Consider the following 20805-nt stretch of genomic DNA (forward strand, 5'->3'; position numbering starts at 1 on the left):
TAAAGACTTGCTCTATTTTTATGAATTGCTTTAAAAGCTCGCAATTTGCTCGCGCTTGATCAAATCAAGGGCATAAGCTTGAATTGCTGCATTGCCCAGGGAAGTGGCCTCAAATGCCCCCGTTCTTACCGGGCAATCACATAGTGCTTGAGTGAGTTCAACGAGCAATTGATTTCGTCCGCCTCCACCGAGAATTGTTACAGCCTGAGCTTTTTGACCGGAAACTTTCTCAATCTCTCGCAGGGTATTTGCATAAGCATGCGCTAAGCCCTGCATGACTGCACGACTAACAGAGCCAGGATCATCAGGCAAATTCACTTGGCGATCAGCAAACCATTTCACAACACGGTCAGCAAAAGGGTCTTCACTTGTATGCTGATTAAAAAATACTGGATCATCTACATCCAATACTAAATCTACATCATTTGCGGACCTTGCAAGTTCTACAATTTCTGGATAATCCAAATGAGCGCTCTGCTCTTCATTCCAGGTTCTGCGACAGTTTTGAAGAACCCAAAGACCCATAATGTTTTTTAACGGACGACTACGTCCATCCCAGGCAAGCTCATTACTAAGTAAGGCTTTTTTTGCTTCTTGACTCATCAGAGGGCCATCGGAAATCATGCCCATTAGACTCCAGGTTCCTGAAGAAATAAAAACTTGGCCATCTCCTTCTGGAGTTAAGGCAGCTGCAGATGCGGTATCATGTGAGGCACAGGTTAATACTTTTACATCTGTGCTCAAACCAGTAATTTTTGCGACTTCCCCAGAAACGTTTCCTAAGATTTCTCCACTCTTTGTAAGCGGCTTATCAAAAATAGAAAGACCACCGAGTCCAAGCTTTTCAATAAGTTCATGATCCCAGCCGTGACCGGAGGGAGAAGCTATGCCAGTTGAACTGGCATTAGTCCATTCGTTAGATGCCATACCACATGTTTTCCAAGCCAGAAAATCGGGAATCATAAGCATCCAATCTGCTTTTTTTAAAGTCTCAGGACGAGCTTCATTTAAAGCTATTAATTGAAAGACTGTATTAAAAGGTAAATTGCGGATACCGGTTCTCTGCCAAATAAAGTCTTTACCATAGGCCTGTTCAATCTTCTCAGGCAGGCCATCCGTCCTAGGGTCGCGATAACACACCGCCTCTTCAATAATATTTCCATCTTTATCTATGAGAGCAAAATCCACTGCCCAGGTATCGAAAGATATACTTTTTATTAAATCTCCATACTTATCGGCAGCTGTTTTAAAACCTTTGAGAATCCCGGCCCACAAACTCTCCATATCCCATCTCAAGTGCCCATTTTTTTCTTTGGGTTTATTTAAGAAACGGCTCATCTCCACAAGATGAATACCATCAGAAATTTCACCCGCCATCACACGGCCACTTTCAGCGCCTAAATCAACTGCTAATACTACTGCTTTCATAGATTATACCTTCATACAAAGTTAAAAGTCTGAGCACTCCAAAACGACTTAACTAGAGGGAGTCTACTCATAAACACAAAACAGCTTAGAGTGCTCAGACATATTTGAAAGTAAACATATTAAGATATTTTTTCAATGTATTTCAAACTCAATATCTTAACTTTTTGTTGATTTCAATCATTTTTATTAAAATAAAGTTTGAAATAAACAAATTTTAATCTTATAGTTTATTGTTTTAAAGAAACTTTATGTACGTTTCAATTGCAAATAATTAACTCATTAAGGAGTCCCCCTATAATGAAATTAAACCTCGATCGACTTAACGACGTGAACAACAAGTCAATGGACCTGCACAAGGCCGAACTCGACCTCCTCAGTCAAAAACTGGATAAAAAATGCATTAATGCAGAAGAAGTTATCAAAGACATTTCCACTCTTCAGGTGGCGACTCCTTCATGGGCCCTTGGAACTGGCGCTACCCGTTTCGGACGTTTTCCTGGTGGAGGCGAACCCGCCACACTCGAAGAAAAAGTTGGCGATGTGGGCATTCTTAAACAACTCTCAGGTCAAACTTCATCTATTTCACTTCATATTCCTTGGGATATTCCGGAAAATGCTGAAGATATCAAAGACCTGGCTTCCAGCTATGGCCTAACTTTCGACAGCATGAATTCTAACACTTTTATGGACGATCCTCGCGGAGCGAATACTCCAAATGGACTTTCCTATAAATATGGTTCCATGTGTAATACCATCGAAGGTGTTCGCGATCAGGCGATCCAACACAATATTGATGTTATCGAATATGGTAAAAGACTTGGCTCTAATTCCTTAACTGTATGGCTAGCTGATGGTTCCAATTACCCAGGCCAGGCCAACTTCCGTCGCCAGTTCGAAAATGTTCAGGACTGTCTCCAGAAGATTTACAAAGAGATGCCTGAAGACTGGTTCATGTTCACAGAGCATAAACCTTTCGAACCAAACTTCTATTCCACTGTTAATGCAGATTGGGGCTCTAACCTCCTCCTCGCAAAAGGAACCGGTGAGCGTTGCATGTGCTTAGTTGACCTTGGCCATCACCTTCCAAATACCAATATCGAACAAGTCGTTTCTCGGGTGATTATGGAAAAGCGCCTCGCAGGTTTCCACTTCAATGATTCAAAATACAGTGACGATGACCTGACAGTTGGTTCATTAAAGCCTTATCAACTATTCCTCATCTTCAATGAACTCGTAGAGTACCTAAAAGGCGATGAAAAACAGGAAAATGAACTCGCTTGGATGATCGATGCTTCTCATAATACAAAAGATCCAATGGAAGACCTCTTACAATCTTTCGATGCTATTGCCCTAGCCTACGGCCAGGCTCTGACGATTCCAAGAACAGCTCTCAATGAAGCACAATTGAATAATGATGTAGCCGGTGGCCAGGAAATTCTTCAGGATGCCTACAGAACAGACGTTCGACCGCTCGTTCGCGAGGCTCGCATGCGCCAAGGAGCTGCCTATGATCCAGTGGCAGCATACAGAGCACTTCAGGTTCGCAAACAACTTATCGATGCACGCGGAACTCGCGTAGCAGTAACTGGACTTTAATTCTTCTCAAAAAAGGAAAACTAAAATGTCAAAAGAATATAAACACGTAAAATATCTATGGGACGACGCAAAAGCGGCATCAATGGATGAAGTGGAACAGCTCATCTACCGTTCCAACATCCTCGGTGACGACCAGCGTATCACCAATACCGGTGGCGGTAATACTTCCGCTAAAATCATGGAAAAAGACCCTGTTTCAGGTGAAGAAGTGGAAGTTCTCTGGGTGAAAGGCTCAGGCGGTGACCTCAGAACAAGCAAAAAAGAAAACTTCGCTTCTCTCTATCAAGAAAAGCTCATTTCACTTCAGCCTATCTATACGAACCACCCTGAATCTGGGGCAAAAACCCCTATCGAAGATCACATGGTTGGCATGTACCCACACTGTACATTCAACAATAACCCACGCGCCTCTTCAATCGATACACCTCTTCACTCTTTCATTCCCTTCAAGCACGTTGACCACATGCACCCCAACTCGGTAATTGCTGTAGCTGCATGTAAAAACAGTGAAGCTCTTACCAAAGAAATTTTTGGTGACGATATTATCTGGACTCCCTGGCAGCGTCCGGGCTTTGACCTAGGTCTGCAACTCCAGGAAATTTGCGAAAAGCACCCCAATGCCCAAGGCGTTCTCCTTGCAGGTCACGGCATCATTAACTGGGCTGACGATAATAAAGAATGTTACGATCTATCTCTGGATTTAATCGAAAAAGCAGCTGAATTCATTGAATCAAAAGACAAAGGTGAAATGACTTTTGGTGGTGCTAAATACAAGTCACTCAACGCTAAAAAAAGAGATGATGTACTGGCCCAAATCTTACCCTCTCTTCGCGGTCTCGTTTCCACTGAAAAGAAAATGATTGGCACTGTTCACTCAGACGAAACAATCTTGCGTTTTGTAAACTCAAATGATGCCGAACGCCTTTCTAAACTTGGGACTTCCTGCCCGGATCACTTCCTGCGCACTAAGATTCAGCCACTCTTTGTCGATTGGGATCCCGCTTCCGGCGACGTTGAAGAACTCAAACGCCTCCTTGCTGAAGGTGTGGAAGCTTACAAAGCTGACTACCAAAAATACTACGAGGCCTGTAAGCGCGATAATTCTCCTGCTATTCGTCCATCCAACCCATCCATTTGCCTTATTCCAGGCATTGGCATGGTCGCCTGGGGCAAAAATAAATCTGAAAGTCGCGTAACTGCGGAATTCTACAACTGTGCTCTTGAAGTTATGCGTGGTGCAGAAGCCATGGATGAATACGTAGCTCTTCCACAGCAGGAAGCTTTCGATATCGAATACTGGCTCTTGGAAGAAGCTAAACTTCAGCGTATGCCCGCTGAAAAAGAATTCGCTCGCAATGTTGTAGTTGTGGTAGGTGCTGGCTCAGGTATTGGTAAATCTACTGCTCATCGCGTAGCACAAGAAGGCGCACACGTTGTTTGTGTTGATCTCAACGCTGATGCTGCCCAGGAAACGGCTAATGAACTCATCGCTAAGTACGGCGTTGGTATTGGCGTTGCAGGCACTGGCCTTTCTAACTGTGGTCCTGCCATAGCCCTTGCTGGTAATATCACTTCCCGCGAAAGTGTTCAGGCAATGTACAAGGATATTATTCTGGCTTATGGTGGCATCGATAATGTTATTGTAACAGCAGGTATCTTCGTACCATCCGACACGGCTGGTTACATCCCAGATGAAAAATGGGGGCTCACTTTCGACATCAACGTCAAAGGCCTCTTCATGGTTGCTGATGAAGGTAACAAGATTTGGAAGCAACAGGGACTCAAAGGTTCACTCGTTCTCACCACAAGTGTGAACGCAGCAGTAGCGAAACGTGGTTCACTTGCTTACGACACGTCCAAAGCCGCGGCGAACCATCTCATTCGCGAACTCGCAGTCGATATGGCGCCACTCGTACGTGTTAATGGTTTAGCACCTGCGACAGTCGTAAAAGGTTCATCAATGTTCCCACGTGAGCGCGTTATAGGTTCACTTGCCAAGTACAAACTTGAGTATAGTGAAGACTGGGAAACTGAGAAACTTCGCAATACTCTCGCTGAGTTCTATGCAGAGCGTACCCTCACTCAGGAGCCTATTACTCCAGAAGATCAGGCTGAATGCGCCTACGTTCTTGCAAGTAGCATGCTCAGCAAGAGCACAGGTCAAGTGATCTCTGTAGACGGCGGTTTACACGAGGCCTTCTTGAGATAAAAAAAGATTCAAATCACCCTCTTCCAAACAGAGGGTGATTTTTTTAAGACTCTAAGTATTTTAGCAAAAAAAGGAACCCTAAATGTCAGTGACTGCCGACTTACGCCATAAAAACATTATTGATTTTTTAAAACTCAATGGAGAATCAAAAGTCATTGATCTCGCCAATGAGTTTCACGTTACAGAAGAAACAATTCGGCGTGATCTTGGTAAGTTGGAAAATGATGGCAAGCTTATCCGCAAACATGGCGGTGCCATCCTGCAGGATCAAAACTTTTTAGTTGAACAGAGTTTTGAACAGCGACAAATACAAAACATTAAAGAAAAAACCAGTATTGCAGAACACGCAATAAAGCTGATCTCTGAAGGTGAAACCATCTTTATGGATGGCAGTACAACCACTTGGCAAATGTCAAAAATCCTTCCCGATATTAAAGTTACTGTGATCACTGATTCCTTAAGAGTTTTCGTAAACCTGGCAAATCATAAAAATATTACTCTCATTTCAATTGGCGGCACATTGTGGCCCAGTACCCAAACTCTTGTGGGACCAACGGCTATCAGTACCATACAGAATTACTTTGTCGATAAATACTTCTTTTCCTGCCAAGGGATTGAAAAAGACTGGGGAATTAGTGATAATAACAACGACGTAGCGTCAGTTAAGAGTGCGATGATCGCAAATTCTGATAAGAAAATCCTCCTAGTCGATCACAGTAAGCTGCAAAAGAAATCTTTGGTCCGCTTTGCCGTTCTCGACCAAATCGATCAGCTCATCACTGACAGCAAGTGCCCAAAAAACATCATTAAAAGTTTTCAAAGCCAAATAAATACCATCACAGCTGTGTAAATTTACTCCCGTTCAATTGTCAGTAGCGCACTGTCTATGAGTTTTAGGGCGGTGGTAATGCTGCCATCTGGGTAGTAGGCTTGCCAGCTCTCATCCAGCTCATCGTATTTTGAATAGCCCATGAGTTCAAAAACCTGAAAGGCTGTGGGGTATTTGTTATCAATCTCCACTCTGTAAATGAGACTGGGTTGATCTTTGTAAGATTCATTGCCATCACCGGGCTGATTAACTTCTATCACCAGGTAAAAGGGCTCCTCATTTCTTTCGGGTAAAATATAATCCCGTGGGTCAAAGGAGCTATTGGGCGTCGCTCCGCTGACAGATAAGAGTTCTCCATCGTTTTCTTCGGCTTCTTTTTTGGCTTTCTCGTATTCCTCAACTTTCCAGGTCCAAAAAGGCAGGCCGTCAGTATTTTGCGTACTGTGCAAAGTTTTGATGTGATAATAAGACTGGTTCTGTAACCAGATAGCCATTTGAGGAGGTTTCTGAGTTTGATAACCCTTTCCTGCTCGCAGGTCTAACTTAAGTTTAAACTTCGGCGTTGGCGTATAATGATAAATCATGCCCTGATCATTCATGACAAAACGATCTTGGGCAGCCCCTAGATTGTTGCTTAATCCCAAGACCGATTGAACTGGCTTGGGTTGCCAAATAAAGAGCACGGTCAAACTCGCGGTAATACTCAAAGTCAACAACAAATTCTTGGGATGAAAGCTTTTTTTCAAACCTTTAAAATTATGCTTAACATGCAAATAAATGAGTAAAATGAAGAAAAATCCCATAAGAGAATGCAGACCTGTGGTTTTAATAGAAAAGGGTCTGAAATAAGCCAATAAGCCCGAAATAACCAGCACTAAAAAAGTGCTGGCTACCAGGAGATTTACGAGTTGTTTTTGCTTTTTCAAATCTTCTCTTTAACAGGTGTTATTTCAAGACCATCCACAATCACAAAACCTTGGGTTCCGCCATTTGTGATAAGAACTTTGGCTTCGTCCTGTATATCAAACTCACCTAAAACGAAACCACCATCATCGCTCACCTGTTGATTAACTGTCACATTATAAACCTGATCACCAATATTTAGCTTCACAGGAACATTGTTAGCGCGAGTCTCGTGAGTACTATAAAAGAGTTTTATGGCATACTTACCTGGCTTCTCAACTTTCACATTAAATGTCAAAGAGTTTTCGCCCTTAGATTTGTTATCATCATGTAAATAACTAGAGCCAATCGCAGGTGTATAACTGCTTCCCTTAGCCCAGCTTCCAACTGCTTGAGCTGCCGCTGCATCGACCAAAATCTTTCCACCTTTCATGGTTTGAGCTTCATTAGTCTTCGGTTTAGCATCCTGAAGTTCACCGATGACAATGGCATTATGCTTTTTGAGTTCAGTTCGGATTTCAGCTAAATCAACATCACCGGGAGTGATACCTTTTTTGGCTGCAAGTACGGCTGTTACAGCAGTCGCCTGTCCCATAGCCATACAACTTGCTTGAACACGCGCAGCCGAATTGGCTAAACGATCACTGGAAACACAACGTCCAGCCACCATGAAGTTTTTCGATCCTTTAGGGATGAGGCAGCTTCTTGGGATAGTTGGATAAGTACCCGGTTTTAACTTCTTAGGTTTCACACCACCCTTTTCATGTAAATCAATAGGGTAAAAAGAGTAGCAGAGAGAATCCTTAAACACTCGTCCACTTGTATAATCATTTACCGTTAGCACTCGCTCACCTTTGATGCGGTAAGTTTCTCTGCTAGCTGTTTCGGTCATCATGCGATCAATGCTCGCTTTTTCACATCCAGGGATCGTTTTAAGAAATTTAAGCATTCGCAAAATTGACTTTCGACCCGAAAGATTTGTCTGAGTTTGTGTTGCTGCTGTAGATGAATCCGCTCCGTAAACGTGATTTACATTGCCTCTGGTACTACCGATCGGTTGCATAGGATTGCCACCCCAAGTATCGCCTGGCTGTAGTCGGCCATCCTTGATGGCCTCATCATACATCTGCTGAATTTTCTTTCTATTTTTATTAACCACAGCGTGATTAAAACCTTTGTAGATAACAACGTGAGTTCCAGGCTGGCGAGTTTCTTCTCGCATGCGTTCCATTCCTAACATACCTGCAACAGTAGCTCCTCCAGTACAATCGATGATTTGCTTACAGCGCAACTGGTAACTAACTCCTTGACCAACAACATCAACTAGCCAGCCATCAGCTGTATCAGTCACTTTTTCGGGAAATTGATAATAAGCCAGTGAAACGCCTGCATCGAGACAAGCCTCTTCAGCTAAGAGAGAATAAAGCTGACCATTGATATCAACGTGATAATACACATGACCTTTATTGGCTACAGAGAAATCCTGAAGTGGCTTACAATCTATTTCGCGAGTTTTTTTTGCCAGTTCCCAGCCAATACCTGAAATAAGTTGTTTACCCCAGGCATGAAACAAACCAGGAAAACAAACTCCACCAGTTGTGGTTGTCCCCCCCAGCTGTGAGTTACGTTCCAGGAGCACCGTCTTAGCGCCCATACGTCCAGCCTGAATGGCCGCAACGTGACCAGCTGAACCGCCACCCACGACTAAAACGTCCACATCAAGTATATCCGGACTTTCTTTACTCTGCGTTGGCAGGTTCTTTGCATCCGCTTTAAAAACTAATCCGGAAGAAGCAAGAATTGCGGTTCCCGCAATCTGGGCTTTGAAAAATTTACGGCGATCCATAATAACTTCCTTTTATTGTATGTTAAATACAAAAATGTGATTTAAGCGATTCTATATTTTCTTAGTCTAAACTTATATGTTTTTTGATTCTTTATCCTAACTTAGGCATCCTGAAGTTCACCGATGACAATGGCATTATGCTTTTTGAGTTCAGTTCGGATTTCAGCTAAATCAACATCACCGGGAGTGATACCTTTTTTGGCTGCAAGTACGGCTGTTACCGCAGTCGCCTGCCCCATGGCCATACAAGTAGCCTGGACGCGTGCTGCGGAATTCGCTAAACGATCACTTGAAAGGCAACGACCTGCCACCATGAAGTTTTTCGACCCTTTTGGGATGAGACAACTTCTAGGAATGGTTGGGTATGTACCTGGTTTTAATTTTTTGGGTTTAACTCCATTTTCATCATGCAAATCTATGGGATAAAAAGAGTAACAGAGTGAGTCTTTAAATACTCGGCCACTAGTGTAATCATTTACCGTTAGCACTCGCTCACCTTTGATGCGGTAAGTTTCGCGACTGGCCGTTTCGGTCATCATGCGATCAATGCTCGCTTTTTCACCACCGGGAATTGTTTTGAGGAATTTGAGCATGCGCAAAATCGACTTCCTGCCCGCAAGATTGGTTTGGGTTTGCGTTGCTGCAGTAGATGAATCCGCCCCAAAGATGTGATTGCAATTACCACTTTTACTTCGAATAGGCTGAAAAGCATTTCCTCCCCAAGTGTCACCTTTCTTCAGGCGGCCTTCTTTAAGGGCCACTTTATACATTTCTTGAATTTTCTTTTTGTTTTTATTCACCACAGCCATATCAAAACCCTTATAGATGACAGAGTGAGTCCCAGGTTGACGCTCCTCGCCACGCATGCGCTCCATACCCAACATTCCCGCCACCGTTGCACCACCAGAACAATCGATAATTTGCTTGCAACGCAATTGATAACGTACGCCCTGACCGACCACATCTACGAGCCAGCCATCAGCGGTCTCAGAAACTTTTTCAGGAAACTGATAATAAGCTAAAGAGACACCCGCGTCGAGGCAGGCTTCTTCGGCTAAGAGAGAATAAAGCTGACCATTAATATTTACGTGATAATAAACGTGCCCTTTGTTAGCTACAGAGAAGTCCTGAAGGGGCTTACAATCGACTTCACGTGATTTTTTAACCAGCTCCCAACCAATACCAGAGATAAGCTGTTTACCCCAAGCGTGAAAGAGGCCAGGGAAGCAAACGCCACCAGTCGTGGTTGTACCGCCCAGCTGTGAGTTACGTTCAAGAAGAACTGTTTTTGCCCCCATGCGTCCAGCCTGAATAGCGGCCACGTGACCAGCCGAACCACCGCCCACAACTAACACATCTACATCCAGCATATCCGGACTTTCTCCACTCGGCGTCGGCAGGTTCTGTGCATCCGCTTTAAAAACTAAGCCCGAAGAAGCTAAGATTGCAGTACCTGCGATTTTTGATTTTAAAAACTGGCGACGATCCATAATATTTTCCTTCTTATTTAAACTAAATAAATCAAATTATTCAAGTAAGAGTTCGAGCTCTCACCTATTCATTCTTAGATCAGTATTATCGCGCTAAGCCATAATCTTACAGCAAAATGAAATTTTTTGGAAAATTTATATGCCCACAGCTATAGGGGGGGGGGGCAATAACGATTTCCTTAGAATGTAAGAAATTGTTCGGCCGGACCTACGGCCCTATGTTTTGTATTTAATTCATGCAGCTGGCGCTGCATGCTATTATCGACCGGACCTACGGCCCTAGAGCTTGATAAACGCATTGAGGAAGAGTAAAGAAGTTTTCTATCATAACAAACGTTCAAGGGCTGGAAGCCCGAACTATGCCAGCGTGGGGCATAGCCCCACGAATAAAGTTCAACCAAAATTTCAAGGGCTGAAAGCCCGATCGAATAAGACACAGAACTCATTCTTTTGAGCTTAGTTTGAGTTCAATTCGACGTCGACGCACTTCTTTGACAAAACAAGCGTAAAGCCATTTTCCATCAGGACTAATGCGCACATAATTGCAACGGGAGTCCTGTACCGGAGAAGGGATAAGTATGATAGATTCTCTTTTATCCTTGCTATGGGGCTCGACAATCTGTATGCCTAGAGCTGTTCCGGCAACGAGTTTACCATTGGGTAAAACCTGCATGCCATCTAAGAGGCCCCTGCCATTTGATGGGACGGCCAAGACATAGGCCACCTCAGCTTCATCTTCAACTTTTCCAAAGTCATTAATCGGAAAAGCATAAATAGTATCTGCAAAAAATGCGGCAACTAACAGGGTCTTTTTATAGGGACTTAAAGTCAATCCGTTGGGCCTAAATTTAAGAGAGAGGGCCAAGCTGCGTTTTTTAGATTTTCCATCCAGTCGCCAGATGCTATGGGTTTTTGGATCCGTATAAAATAATGTTCCATCATCGAGAATAGCCAAGTCATTTGAGTGAGCCCCTACTCCGTGAACTTTTGCTTCCCAAGTTGATGTGTTCCAAGATGCTATAGCATCACGAGCACAGCCGTAAAGCCGGCCATCGGGCCCGAAAGCGATGCCATTAGCGACCCCGGTATCAGCCACTACGAGAGTTTTTTGATTACTTTCTCGATCAATCTTAAAAAGCTGACTACGTGGGACATCAGTAAAATAAAAGTTCCCTTCTGAATCCCAGGCCATGCCCTCGGCATATTTGTGGCCGACAGATAAGACTTCCCATTGAGAGCCTTTAGCAAAAACAAGATCATCCGCACCCCATAACAGAGACTTAGAGAGAAAAAGAATGATGAAGATAAATTTTGTATTCATAAATACGCCCATATTATTTTATGCAAAAACTCAGCCTCCTACCAACTTAGGTCAAAGGGAGTCAATTAAATATAAAAAACACCTTGATGACTAAAAGTCTTAAACTAAATCATCAAAATCTATAAGTGTTTCCGCGAGAAGCAATGAATATAAAAAATACTAAGAAGGAATTTATGATATGTAGCAAGAGACTCATTTGGAATCAAAATTACTTAATCGAGTTCTCCGAAATACTTATTCCAAGCATCAGGCCCGGCATCGAAATCACCGGGTTCGATGCGTACACTACCATCGAACCAATTAACATTTGATTTGCCTAAACTGCTGCTAGAGCCATGCCAGCGAAAGAGAGGCTTACTTATACCAGGATTATATAAAAATTCTTTGAAGATTGAATTTGTAGTAATATCGGCAAAATAGACTTTGTTGGCCGAATCAACGATTTCATTTAATTTACGATTGCCACGAGTTTCCCTAGTCGCGTGGGGAACAGTAAGTCCATTAACGCCATAAGATGTGTATAGGTAAGCCGCTTGAGATGTGCCGGCTAAGCTGCCTAGGCTAGGACAGTGATATAAACCGGATTTAGTTGCTTGTGTAATATATCTATCAGTACCACTATAATTCACCAAAGTACCGGTAAAACCTGGATTGGAATGACTCCAGTCTAGAGCTACCGTCCATTGATCATTGTCATCTGAGGCCATGGAGGCAAATTGGCCAATTTGTTTGAGGTTACTTTTACAAACAGCTGACTTAGATTTCTCCCTAGCATTGCTTAAGCTAGGTAGCAACATCGATGCAATGATGCCGATAATAGCAACCACAACCAATAACTCAACTAATGTAAATTTTTGTTTCATGTACAGTACCTATAAAAATAAATGAATATATCAATATATAAATACTATATAACAAAGCCAGGGTGCTGTAAATATGATATATTGATTTATCATATAAATCGTGGGTGTAAGTGAGTTTAATATCTTAAATACTCAATCATTAAGCTATCTAAAGGAGGAACTGATAAAGTTAAAGCTTGGGGACTTACTTGCCTCATTTCACCTATGGCAGAGCTATCATCTTGATAAAAAGGGTCGACAAAGTAAACAATCAAAAGCTATAAACTTTTATGCAATAAACATTTATTCATGAGTTCACGATAAGTAGCAGAACAATGCTGATGAATTAAGAATAAACATTCAAACTAAATTTGAACCAAGTGTTCTGGCTGTAATTAGTTCACGATTTATCGTGTAAACCTTAATTCAACATTATTGGTCATAAAGAGACTCATTTGGAATCAAAATTACTTTCCGAAATACTTAGTAAAAGCATCAGGCCCGGCATCGAAATCATCGGGTTCGATGCGTACACTACCATCGAACCAATTAACATTTGATTTGCCTAAACTGCTGCTAGAGCCATGCCAGCGAAAGAGAGGCTTACTTATACCAGGATTATATAAAAATTCTTTGAAGATTGAATTTGTAGTAATATCGACAAAATAGACTTTGTTGGCCGGATCAACGATTGCATTTAATTTACGATTGCCACGAGTTTCCCTAGTCGCGTGGGGAACAGTAAGTCCATTAACGCCATAAGATGTGTATAGGTAAGCCGCTTGAGATGTGCCGGCTAAGCTGCCTAGGCTAGGACAGTGATATAAACCGGATTTAGTTGCTTGTGTAATATATCTATCAGTACCACTATAATTCACCAAAGTACCGGTAAAACCTGGATTGGAATGACTCCAGTCTAGAGCTACCGTCCATTGATCATTGTCATCTGAGGCCATGGAGGCACATTGGCCAATTTGTTTGAGGTTACTTTTACAAACAGCTGACTTGGATTTCTCCCTAGCATTGTTTAAGCTAGGTAAGAGTAGAGAGGCCAATATCCCAATGATGGCAATAACGACCATTAACTCAATTAATGTAAATTTTTGTTTCATGTATAACACCTATAAGATATATCATTGTATCATATATTATATAACCAGCCCAAGATCTCGTCAACATGATATATTGATTTATTTTTTATAAATGTGGATTTAATGTCTTACATACTCAATCATTAAGCTATCTAAAGGAGGAATTGATAAAGTTAAAGCCTGGGAACTTACTTGCCTCATCTCACCTGTGGCAGAGCTATAAATAATTATTGTCTTTAGATCTGTGTCCAAGCTCAGCTCCACTTGCTCAGTATTATCTTGCCAATTGACAAAAAGTTGAACGTCTCTGCCCTCTATATTAACAAAACGACTACTAAGTACTTTATCAAAATTCATAAGTGTTCCATCGCTACGATAAACTTGAGTTTGGCGTGGATTTAAGATCTCATAGGGTTTTTCCATGCGTCCGTAAATCAAAAAATCTTTTGCGGCACCTTTGCGCCAAGCACTAAGATTTTTTATCAGTTGAATAATACTTTTTTGATCGGGTGCAGGGACAGAGAACTTACTACACCAGGCCCAATGGATTTGGCCCTCTTCATTTAAAACGATGGTCATTAAATCGCCGATTGAAAAAGAATAAGCGGTACGCAGAAGCAAGTGATTAGCCCCCTGCTCTGTGCTAAAAAACTCGCTTGTTTCTACTTGATTCCCCTGAAAGTTATTGACGTATTCATGGTAAATAAATGCATAAGCCGGCACCCATCTACCATAGCTCAAAACTTGATTAAAGCGCAAATCATTGAGTGGAAGGTTTTCCATAAAGGGTTCAGCCGCCGCTGCCTCACAGCCTAATAAAACGTCTTTATCATTGGCCCCACTCTGCTGATAAATACCTACAATCAATTGCTGCATGGCATGCACCATCCATGGTCCGGGGCCAGCTGGGTGCCCATGATCAGAACTGTGACAAAAATAAGGGGCACAGCCCAAATTTTGATCAAAGAGCTGAACGTAATCGACGCCTGCAGCAATCATTTTTTTTGTTTCGCACGCTAACAAATCCAAGGTCTTTTTGCGAGAAGCGCAAAGATCGTAACCCCAGCGCAAAGCATCGCCATTACAGACTATTGAACTTTGCTCTCCTTGTGGACCGATGCAGATATCTTCAATTAAATTCAGTTCTTTAAAACGATTTCGGCAGTCGTAGTCACCATCACCCGTGGAAGAAAATTCTGTCCAAGAAGTTCCCGAGCAATAAAGTCCCGCAATATTACCCTGATCATGCAAGGCATCGACATAGTCTTTAAATAAGTCCTCTCCACCCATGGGAGGCCATACATAAGGCGGTGACCAAGGAGCTGTGCCTTCGTATTGCATAATGATATTGAGAATATTCGTCCCAAATTCTTTTTGGTAGTACGCCAAATAAGGCAAGACATTTTTATAGGGGTAGAGCTTATTGGGCTGACTTGGTCCTGCATGATGCCCCTCACCGCGAACTGCGTAAGTACAAACCACTGGCGATTCTTTAATCCAGTCGAGAACTTTCGGATTATCCTTGAGCTTAGGTATTTGGCACAACTTTGCGCAGGTCGCAAAATCACGATAAATCTCTGCGGCGGCGTACCAATCGCCATCGAAACCACCCAAGACCATGGCATAAGGCATCTTATAATTAGTTCTTGTGGCACTGGTAAAAACTTTATAAATGAGGCGAGTGCCCTCTTCAACTGTACAGAACTCGATTTCTTTAGGTCCATGTGACTCATCATGCGAGGCCAAATACAAGCCCCCCTTGGAGGACTGCACCGACATGTACTGCATCTGCAAAGGTCCAGGGTACAAACCATACCAGCCTCCAGAAGGGTACTCCACGGCTTTGTAGGGATGCTGACGAGCACCAGGATCATCAATCAAACAGCCCTCACTAAAGGGCCAGAATAATTCTAAGTCGCCTCCCTGAGCTTTAAAATCATTAACTAGAGTGACTTTGGGAAATTCAACAAACTCCAGTAATTCTAAGGCTGACTGACTGTTAAAATCTACATCTATACGCCATTGAGTCAGGGGGCTGTTTTTTGAACACTCTATATATACCCTGGCAGATATCCCCCGCTCAAAAAAACAATCACTTGCAATGTTTTTATATTGTAGGGTAAAAAGTGTTTTATCTTCTTTATCACTGCGTTGCCAAGTAAAAGATTCTGCTTGGCTTGAATCAAAGCATTGTGTAGCTCCCACGGCATTGCGAAACTGAAGAGAGAACAGGGATTCATTTACATCCGGAACAATAAATTCTCGCCCACTTATAAAAGATAATAAATAGCCCTTTTGCCCATCTAGAGCAAAAGATAAGTTATCGTTTTCATAGGTGATTTTATTGCTATCCGCTTCCATTGTTAATCCCTTTTAGGAAGGTAACCTGAATCGTATTGGGCATCGTAATCTGGATTATCAATCGGCTTCCAGGCTTGGGTTTGATCCAACCAAGCTAGTAGCTCTGTCTCCAACTCAAGAGCCTTTTCGGGCAAGTCGGAAACTAAATTTTTGGTCTCGCCCTGGTCATTATCTAGATCGTAGAGTTCAAGCGTGCGCTCCCCCTTCCTCTCAAAATAATAAATCAGTTTATATTTACCCTTCCTAATGGCACAAGCGGGACGATCTGCCCAAAGAATATCGGAATTGAGTGACCAGCTGTATTTTGGATTATGCCAAAAAAGACTCGTTCTTTGCAAAGCTTTGGATTGAGTGAGTAATGGAAAAAGGCTTTCACCTTCGACTTTTTGCTCCTCAGGAACAGCAACTCCGGTGAATTCACAAATCGTAGCATACAAATCATGAGTGATAATAGGAGTCTGTGAAATACTATTAGCCGGAATGACTCTAGGTAATTTAAAAATGTAGGGAACTCTCGTTCCTGCTTCATAGATACTGCCTTTCCAGCCTCTCAAAGGTTCAGCAAAAGTTAAACGGGTATTGCGTGGTACCACTTGATTACCCGCACGTTGGTAGACTAAAGGACCATTATCCGAAGAAAAAATAAGCAGTGTATTCTTATCCAAACCAGATTTTTTAAGGTAGTCATTAATCAATCCAACGCTTTCATCCAAGTGCATGACCATGGCGGCATAAATCGAGTTCATCTTAGAATCTGGAGTTTGCTTATGATCAAATTTTTTGATATATTCTTCACGAGCTCCATGGGGAGAATGAACTTGATAATACGGTAGGTAAAGAAAAAAGGGCTTGTCCTTATTTTCTTCCATAAAATTTATCGCCTCGCGTGTTAAACGCTCAGTTAAATGCTCACCTTTTGGGCCGTTTTTTAAACTGTGAATCCTATAGGGAGAAAACCAGGATGGTGGCCCATGGTAATCCCCTCCTGCAATATTGATATCATAACCATATTCTCTTGGATCTGCTTTAGGGTCTGAGTGACTGAGGCCCATGTGCCATTTCCCAATGCTGGCAGTTACATAAGCAGCAGACTGCAAACAATCCGCAATAGTGACCTCTTGCGGATCGATTCCCGTATTGGTGTAAGCTGGAAGTAAACGATGGCGAATATCCCGTTGACCAACCTTCGTTTTAAGCTTATCACCACCCATTGGATAAGCTCCAGGAGTTTTGCCTTTTAGCCCCTTGGTGACGGGTACGTTAATCCCCATGGTCGCCGGGCTCTTGCCTGTATGAAAAGCGGCTCGCGTAGGAGAACACAAAGGGCCAGAGGCATAACCATTAGTAAAAACCATACCTTCACTTGCCAGCTTATCGAGATTGGGTGTTTCGACAAACTTATTGCCGTTAAACCCCACGTCCATCCAGCCGAGATCATCCGCAATCATAAAAATAACATTGAGTTTCTCGTGCTGAGCTTCTTTTGCGAAAAGCGCAAATGGAGCTATCAAAATTAGGAATAATACTGGCTTCATCATTTTCCTTTTACTCATATTTATGCCTATACTTACCTGTCTTGGCTACTTTTTTAGGAAGAGTGGCCTTCCAGGCTAGTAGTCGCTGTTTAAGTTTTTTGGCTATTTCAGGGTTTTGTGCAGATAAATTTTCATCTTCAGCCGGATCATTTAAAATATCGTAGAGTTCCTCACCTACAATTTTGCGCTTTTTATCTAAAACCAAGTAGTACTTCCACTTACCTTTACGCATGCCCAAGCCTGGATTATTTTGCCAAAAGAGTGGTTTTTCACGTTTATAATTGTCACCAAGCCACACCTTGGAAACATCTTCACCATCTATATTTTCGGGCATTTTTTCAATTCCAACTAATCGGCAAACTGAAGGTAACCAATCCAAACCGCTAATGACATTTTCTTGATCAATATAATTGGCTTTCACCTTACCTGGCCAACGAATGATAAAAGGGATTCTCACACCACCATCGTAACATGTTCCTTTGTTACCTTTGAAAGGACCCGTATCGCCCAGCATATTCTTTTCTACAATTTTGCGTTTTTTAATTTCACCATCTCTACTTTTACGAATTTTATTACGCGATTTTGGTCCAGCAGCATCCATGCCAATTCCATTGGGTCTCTGAGGTCCCTGATCACTGGAAAAGACCACAATGGTATTCTCAGCTAAGCCCAATTCATCCAAAACGTCCATAACGCTCTTCACATTCTGATCAAAGGCATAAACATTACCTAGATAATGGCGCATATTCTCATCCAGATTTCCACCTATGAGAACACTATCTTCAAAAACCGGCTGCATGTAATTGGAAAACAAACTCTTGTCGACTTTTAAATCCTTAAATTCATCCAAATAATTTTGAGCGGAGATAACTGGAGAATGAGTGGTGAAGCCCCAAATATTCACATAAAAAGGCTTGTCTTTGTGCTGCTTAATAAAGTCGATAGCCGCATCAAAAATAGGTGTATCACGACCCTTGGGAGAATCTCGCACCGGAATTCCACCAGAGTCATTAACATCAATGCCATAAACGCCATTGCTGCGATCCATGCCAATATGCCACTTACCGAAGTGGCCTGTGGCATAGCCGCTTTTTTTCAAAAGCTCGGTCACAGTGATTTTATCACCGAAGTCAAAATCATCAGTACGCTTTTCAAAACGTGCGTTGCTGATCCCAGTCATAATACCTGTGCGACTAGGATTACAGGTTGCACCTGCTGCATAAGCCTGAGTAAAGCGCCTTCCCTGACTCGCCAGTTTATCGATATTCGGTGATTTTACATAAGGGTGACCATAACTCGCTAGGTCGCCATAGCCAAAATCATCGGCAAAGATAAAAACAAAATTTGGTCTTTGTTCAGCTTTTGCGAAAAGAGCAAAAACAAATACAAAAAGGATGAACTGAAATGGATAATTATTCCTCATATATAAAGCTCATAAATTATTAAAACGGAAATTATTTAAGCTTTAGGTAATCAACTTCGACTTTCACCTGACCTGATTTAACAACAGGTAAAAGCAGGCCAATGCGTCCTTGTGATGTGTAAGCAGACCAAGCGGAAGACTTACTAAGGTCCACCGTATAATCATGCCACTGACCATCAGCTTTAAAGTCAAAAGGCACATCCTTTCCCTTCCACTCACTATGACGAACAACGATCTTCGCAAGGGCCAAGTCGGTACCGGCTTGCGTAGTCACCTTCATCCGCAATAGAGCTTTTGAGTACTTTTGGGTATCGATAGCACTATTCTTGTATAAGATGGGGGTTACGCCTGTCATTCCTCCCATTAGAGTAATGCTTAAGCCCGAAGCACCATATTTCACATCAAGGATCTTGTCTTTATTTTGTGCTTTGTGAAGACGTGAATTGCCCTTACCTTTTTTGAAATCAAAAATGACCTCCTTTGATTGACTAGGTGCACCAGAACCCAATTGATCGGCATGCTCTGGCCAAAAAGAAGGCTCTTGCTCTACGACCTGAGCTTTCCATTCATCAAAGGATTTCACCATCTCTGCATGTTTCTCTGGCATGGATTTTTTAAAATTATTTTTTTCACCAAGATCATCACTAAGCTTATAGAGTTCCTCTTTGTATTCCGTCGACCATTTTTTGTTGCCGAGGTATTGATAAGAACGAATCAACTTCCAATCACCAGAACGGTAGGCTTCCTGACGAAGGTAATTACCCTGCCATCCCCAATCGCGGCGACGCCAGCCAAACTCTCGATTTTCCTCCTTATTAGCAAAGAGGTTCACACCATCTAGTTCGCGATCTTTGGGAACATATTTCATGGCATCAGCGGCTGCTAGAACCGTAACGGATGCATCCATCAAGATAGCCGCTCTTTGATCGACTGTTCCAGCTTTAATTTTACCGGGCCACTGCATGAGAAAAGGAACGCGTATCCCACCCTCTTCCAAGTGCTGTTTAGTCTTTTTTAAAGGCCAGCAATTCGCAGAAACCATGCCGCCATTATCTGAGGTAAAGATGATCAAAGTATTGTCATATTTGCCCTGCTCTTTTAGACTTTTAAAAATTCTAGCGATATGTGAATCTAGGTATTCCACCATTTTGACATAAACTTCTCTTCCCTCTACCGTTTTTGGTTTAGCTCCAGCATCAAAAGCAAGCGATGGGTCAGACGCAGGGTCCTGTAAAGGCGTATGGGGAATTGACCATGGCAGGTAAATAAAGAAGGGTTGATCTTTCGTTTCTTGGATAAAATCAATCGCTTTATCAGTCCAAATATCGGTCAAATATTGCCCTTCAAGATTTGTTACCCACTCTCCGCCAGTTTTAAAGAGCATGGGGCGACCTTCGCAATCTTTATTGGCATTTTTATGTTGAAAGTAGCCCGTATTATGATCGATAATTAACCAATCATCAAAGCCGTGAGCCCCTGGCCAAGAAACACCTTTGCTTTCGCCAATATTCCATTTGCCATAAGCAGCCGTTGCGTAACCAGCTTCCTTAAGCCACATCGCAATCGTTGGATCATTTTTTGCCACCACCCCATCTGGTGAACCACGATATGCTTCCGCCCATTCACCTAGGCGACTGGGGTAACGCGCAGTCAATAAAGCACGACGGGCAGGCGAACAAATAGGAGCTGCCGAGTGAAAATCTGTGTAACGAACACCATTCTTTGCCATGCTATCGAGAGTAGGAGTTCTAATGGGAGTATTATTAGGGGCCTCGCCTTCTGCATTGGGGTTATAAGAACTTAAATCGCCATAGCCTAAATCATCCGCTAGCATAAAAATAATATTGGGGGGCTTAGCTTCAGCAAAGAGTAAAAATGCGCTGAGAAAAATCACTACAAGAGATATTTTTTTCGAAATCATAAGCTGTACC

The 20805-nt window shown here is 42.4% G+C and carries 14 protein-coding genes; 3 read left to right on the forward strand and 11 right to left on the reverse strand.

Annotated features, from left to right (window positions below; all coding sequences use genetic code 11):
- Window positions 1-30: 30 nt before the first annotated feature.
- Window positions 31-1428 (reverse strand): rhamnulokinase, encoded by a 1398-nt coding sequence (locus PQO01_RS10015; protein WP_274313873.1) that lies wholly within the window; start codon window positions 1426-1428, stop codon window positions 31-33.
- A 297-nt stretch (window positions 1429-1725) separates the two neighbouring features.
- On the opposite strand from PQO01_RS10015, the gene PQO01_RS10020 reads away from it, so the two are divergent.
- The 3 genes from PQO01_RS10020 to PQO01_RS10030 all read left to right on the forward strand — a co-directional run bounded on the left by PQO01_RS10020 (window position 1726) and on the right by PQO01_RS10030 (window position 6083).
- Window positions 1726-3024 (forward strand): sugar isomerase, encoded by a 1299-nt coding sequence (locus PQO01_RS10020; RefSeq protein WP_274313874.1) that lies wholly within the window; start codon window positions 1726-1728, stop codon window positions 3022-3024.
- A gap of 25 nt (window positions 3025-3049) precedes the next feature.
- Window positions 3050-5233, forward strand: a complete 2184-nt coding sequence (locus PQO01_RS10025) for a bifunctional rhamnulose-1-phosphate aldolase/short-chain dehydrogenase (RefSeq protein ID WP_274313875.1) — start codon at window positions 3050-3052, stop codon at window positions 5231-5233.
- 82 nt (window positions 5234-5315) lie between these two features.
- Window positions 5316-6083: a DeoR/GlpR family DNA-binding transcription regulator gene (locus PQO01_RS10030; RefSeq protein ID WP_274313876.1), complete on the forward strand. Its 768-nt coding sequence runs from the start codon at window positions 5316-5318 to the stop codon at window positions 6081-6083.
- A 2-nt stretch (window positions 6084-6085) separates the two neighbouring features.
- Here PQO01_RS10030 and PQO01_RS10035 read toward each other — a convergent pair whose 3' ends face one another.
- From PQO01_RS10035 to PQO01_RS10080, 10 genes are all read right to left on the reverse strand, one after another.
- A complete protein-coding gene (locus PQO01_RS10035) occupies window positions 6086-6988 on the reverse strand; it encodes a DUF4405 domain-containing protein (protein WP_274313877.1) in 903 nt (300 codons plus the stop codon).
- Window positions 6985-8811: an FAD-dependent oxidoreductase gene (locus PQO01_RS10040; RefSeq protein WP_274313878.1), complete on the reverse strand. Its 1827-nt coding sequence runs from the start codon at window positions 8809-8811 to the stop codon at window positions 6985-6987. Before PQO01_RS10040 ends, PQO01_RS10035 begins: the two co-directional genes overlap by 4 nt.
- A 101-nt stretch (window positions 8812-8912) precedes the next feature.
- The gene (locus PQO01_RS10045; RefSeq protein ID WP_274313879.1) at window positions 8913-10301 is read right to left on the reverse strand and encodes an FAD-dependent oxidoreductase; all 1389 of its coding nucleotides are present in this window, start codon (window positions 10299-10301) and stop codon (window positions 8913-8915) included.
- Window positions 10302-10743: 442 nt separating this feature from the next.
- Entirely contained in the window at window positions 10744-11622 is an 879-nt protein-coding gene (locus PQO01_RS10050) for an SMP-30/gluconolactonase/LRE family protein (protein ID WP_274313880.1), read from the reverse strand.
- Window positions 11623-11834: 212 nt separating this feature from the next.
- Window positions 11835-12485 carry a type II secretion system protein gene (locus PQO01_RS10055; RefSeq protein ID WP_274313881.1) on the reverse strand — a complete coding sequence of 217 codons (651 nt, stop codon included), beginning with the start codon at window positions 12483-12485 and terminating at the stop codon, window positions 11835-11837.
- A 446-nt stretch (window positions 12486-12931) separates the two neighbouring features.
- Complete coding sequence (locus tag PQO01_RS10060) at window positions 12932-13576, reverse strand: type II secretion system protein (RefSeq protein ID WP_274313882.1); 645 nt, start codon at window positions 13574-13576, stop codon at window positions 12932-12934.
- Between the two features lie 99 nt (window positions 13577-13675).
- On the reverse strand, window positions 13676-15916 hold the full coding sequence (locus tag PQO01_RS10065) for a DUF6259 domain-containing protein (protein WP_274313883.1): 2241 nt from the start codon (window positions 15914-15916) through the stop codon (window positions 13676-13678).
- A gap of 2 nt (window positions 15917-15918) precedes the next feature.
- Complete coding sequence (locus PQO01_RS10070; protein WP_274313884.1) at window positions 15919-17469, reverse strand: sulfatase; 1551 nt, start codon at window positions 17467-17469, stop codon at window positions 15919-15921.
- Window positions 17462-18874, reverse strand: coding sequence for a sulfatase family protein (locus tag PQO01_RS10075; protein WP_274313885.1), 1413 nt, complete (start codon window positions 18872-18874; stop codon window positions 17462-17464). Before PQO01_RS10075 ends, PQO01_RS10070 begins: the two co-directional genes overlap by 8 nt.
- A 31-nt stretch (window positions 18875-18905) precedes the next feature.
- Window positions 18906-20795 carry a sulfatase-like hydrolase/transferase gene (locus PQO01_RS10080; RefSeq protein WP_274313886.1) on the reverse strand — a complete coding sequence of 630 codons (1890 nt, stop codon included), beginning with the start codon at window positions 20793-20795 and terminating at the stop codon, window positions 18906-18908.
- Between the last annotated feature and the right edge of the window lie 10 nt (window positions 20796-20805).

This window comes from Lentisphaera marina, from assembly GCF_028745505.1.
In the GTDB taxonomy this organism is placed as follows: Bacteria; Verrucomicrobiota; Lentisphaeria; order Lentisphaerales; family Lentisphaeraceae; genus Lentisphaera; species Lentisphaera marina.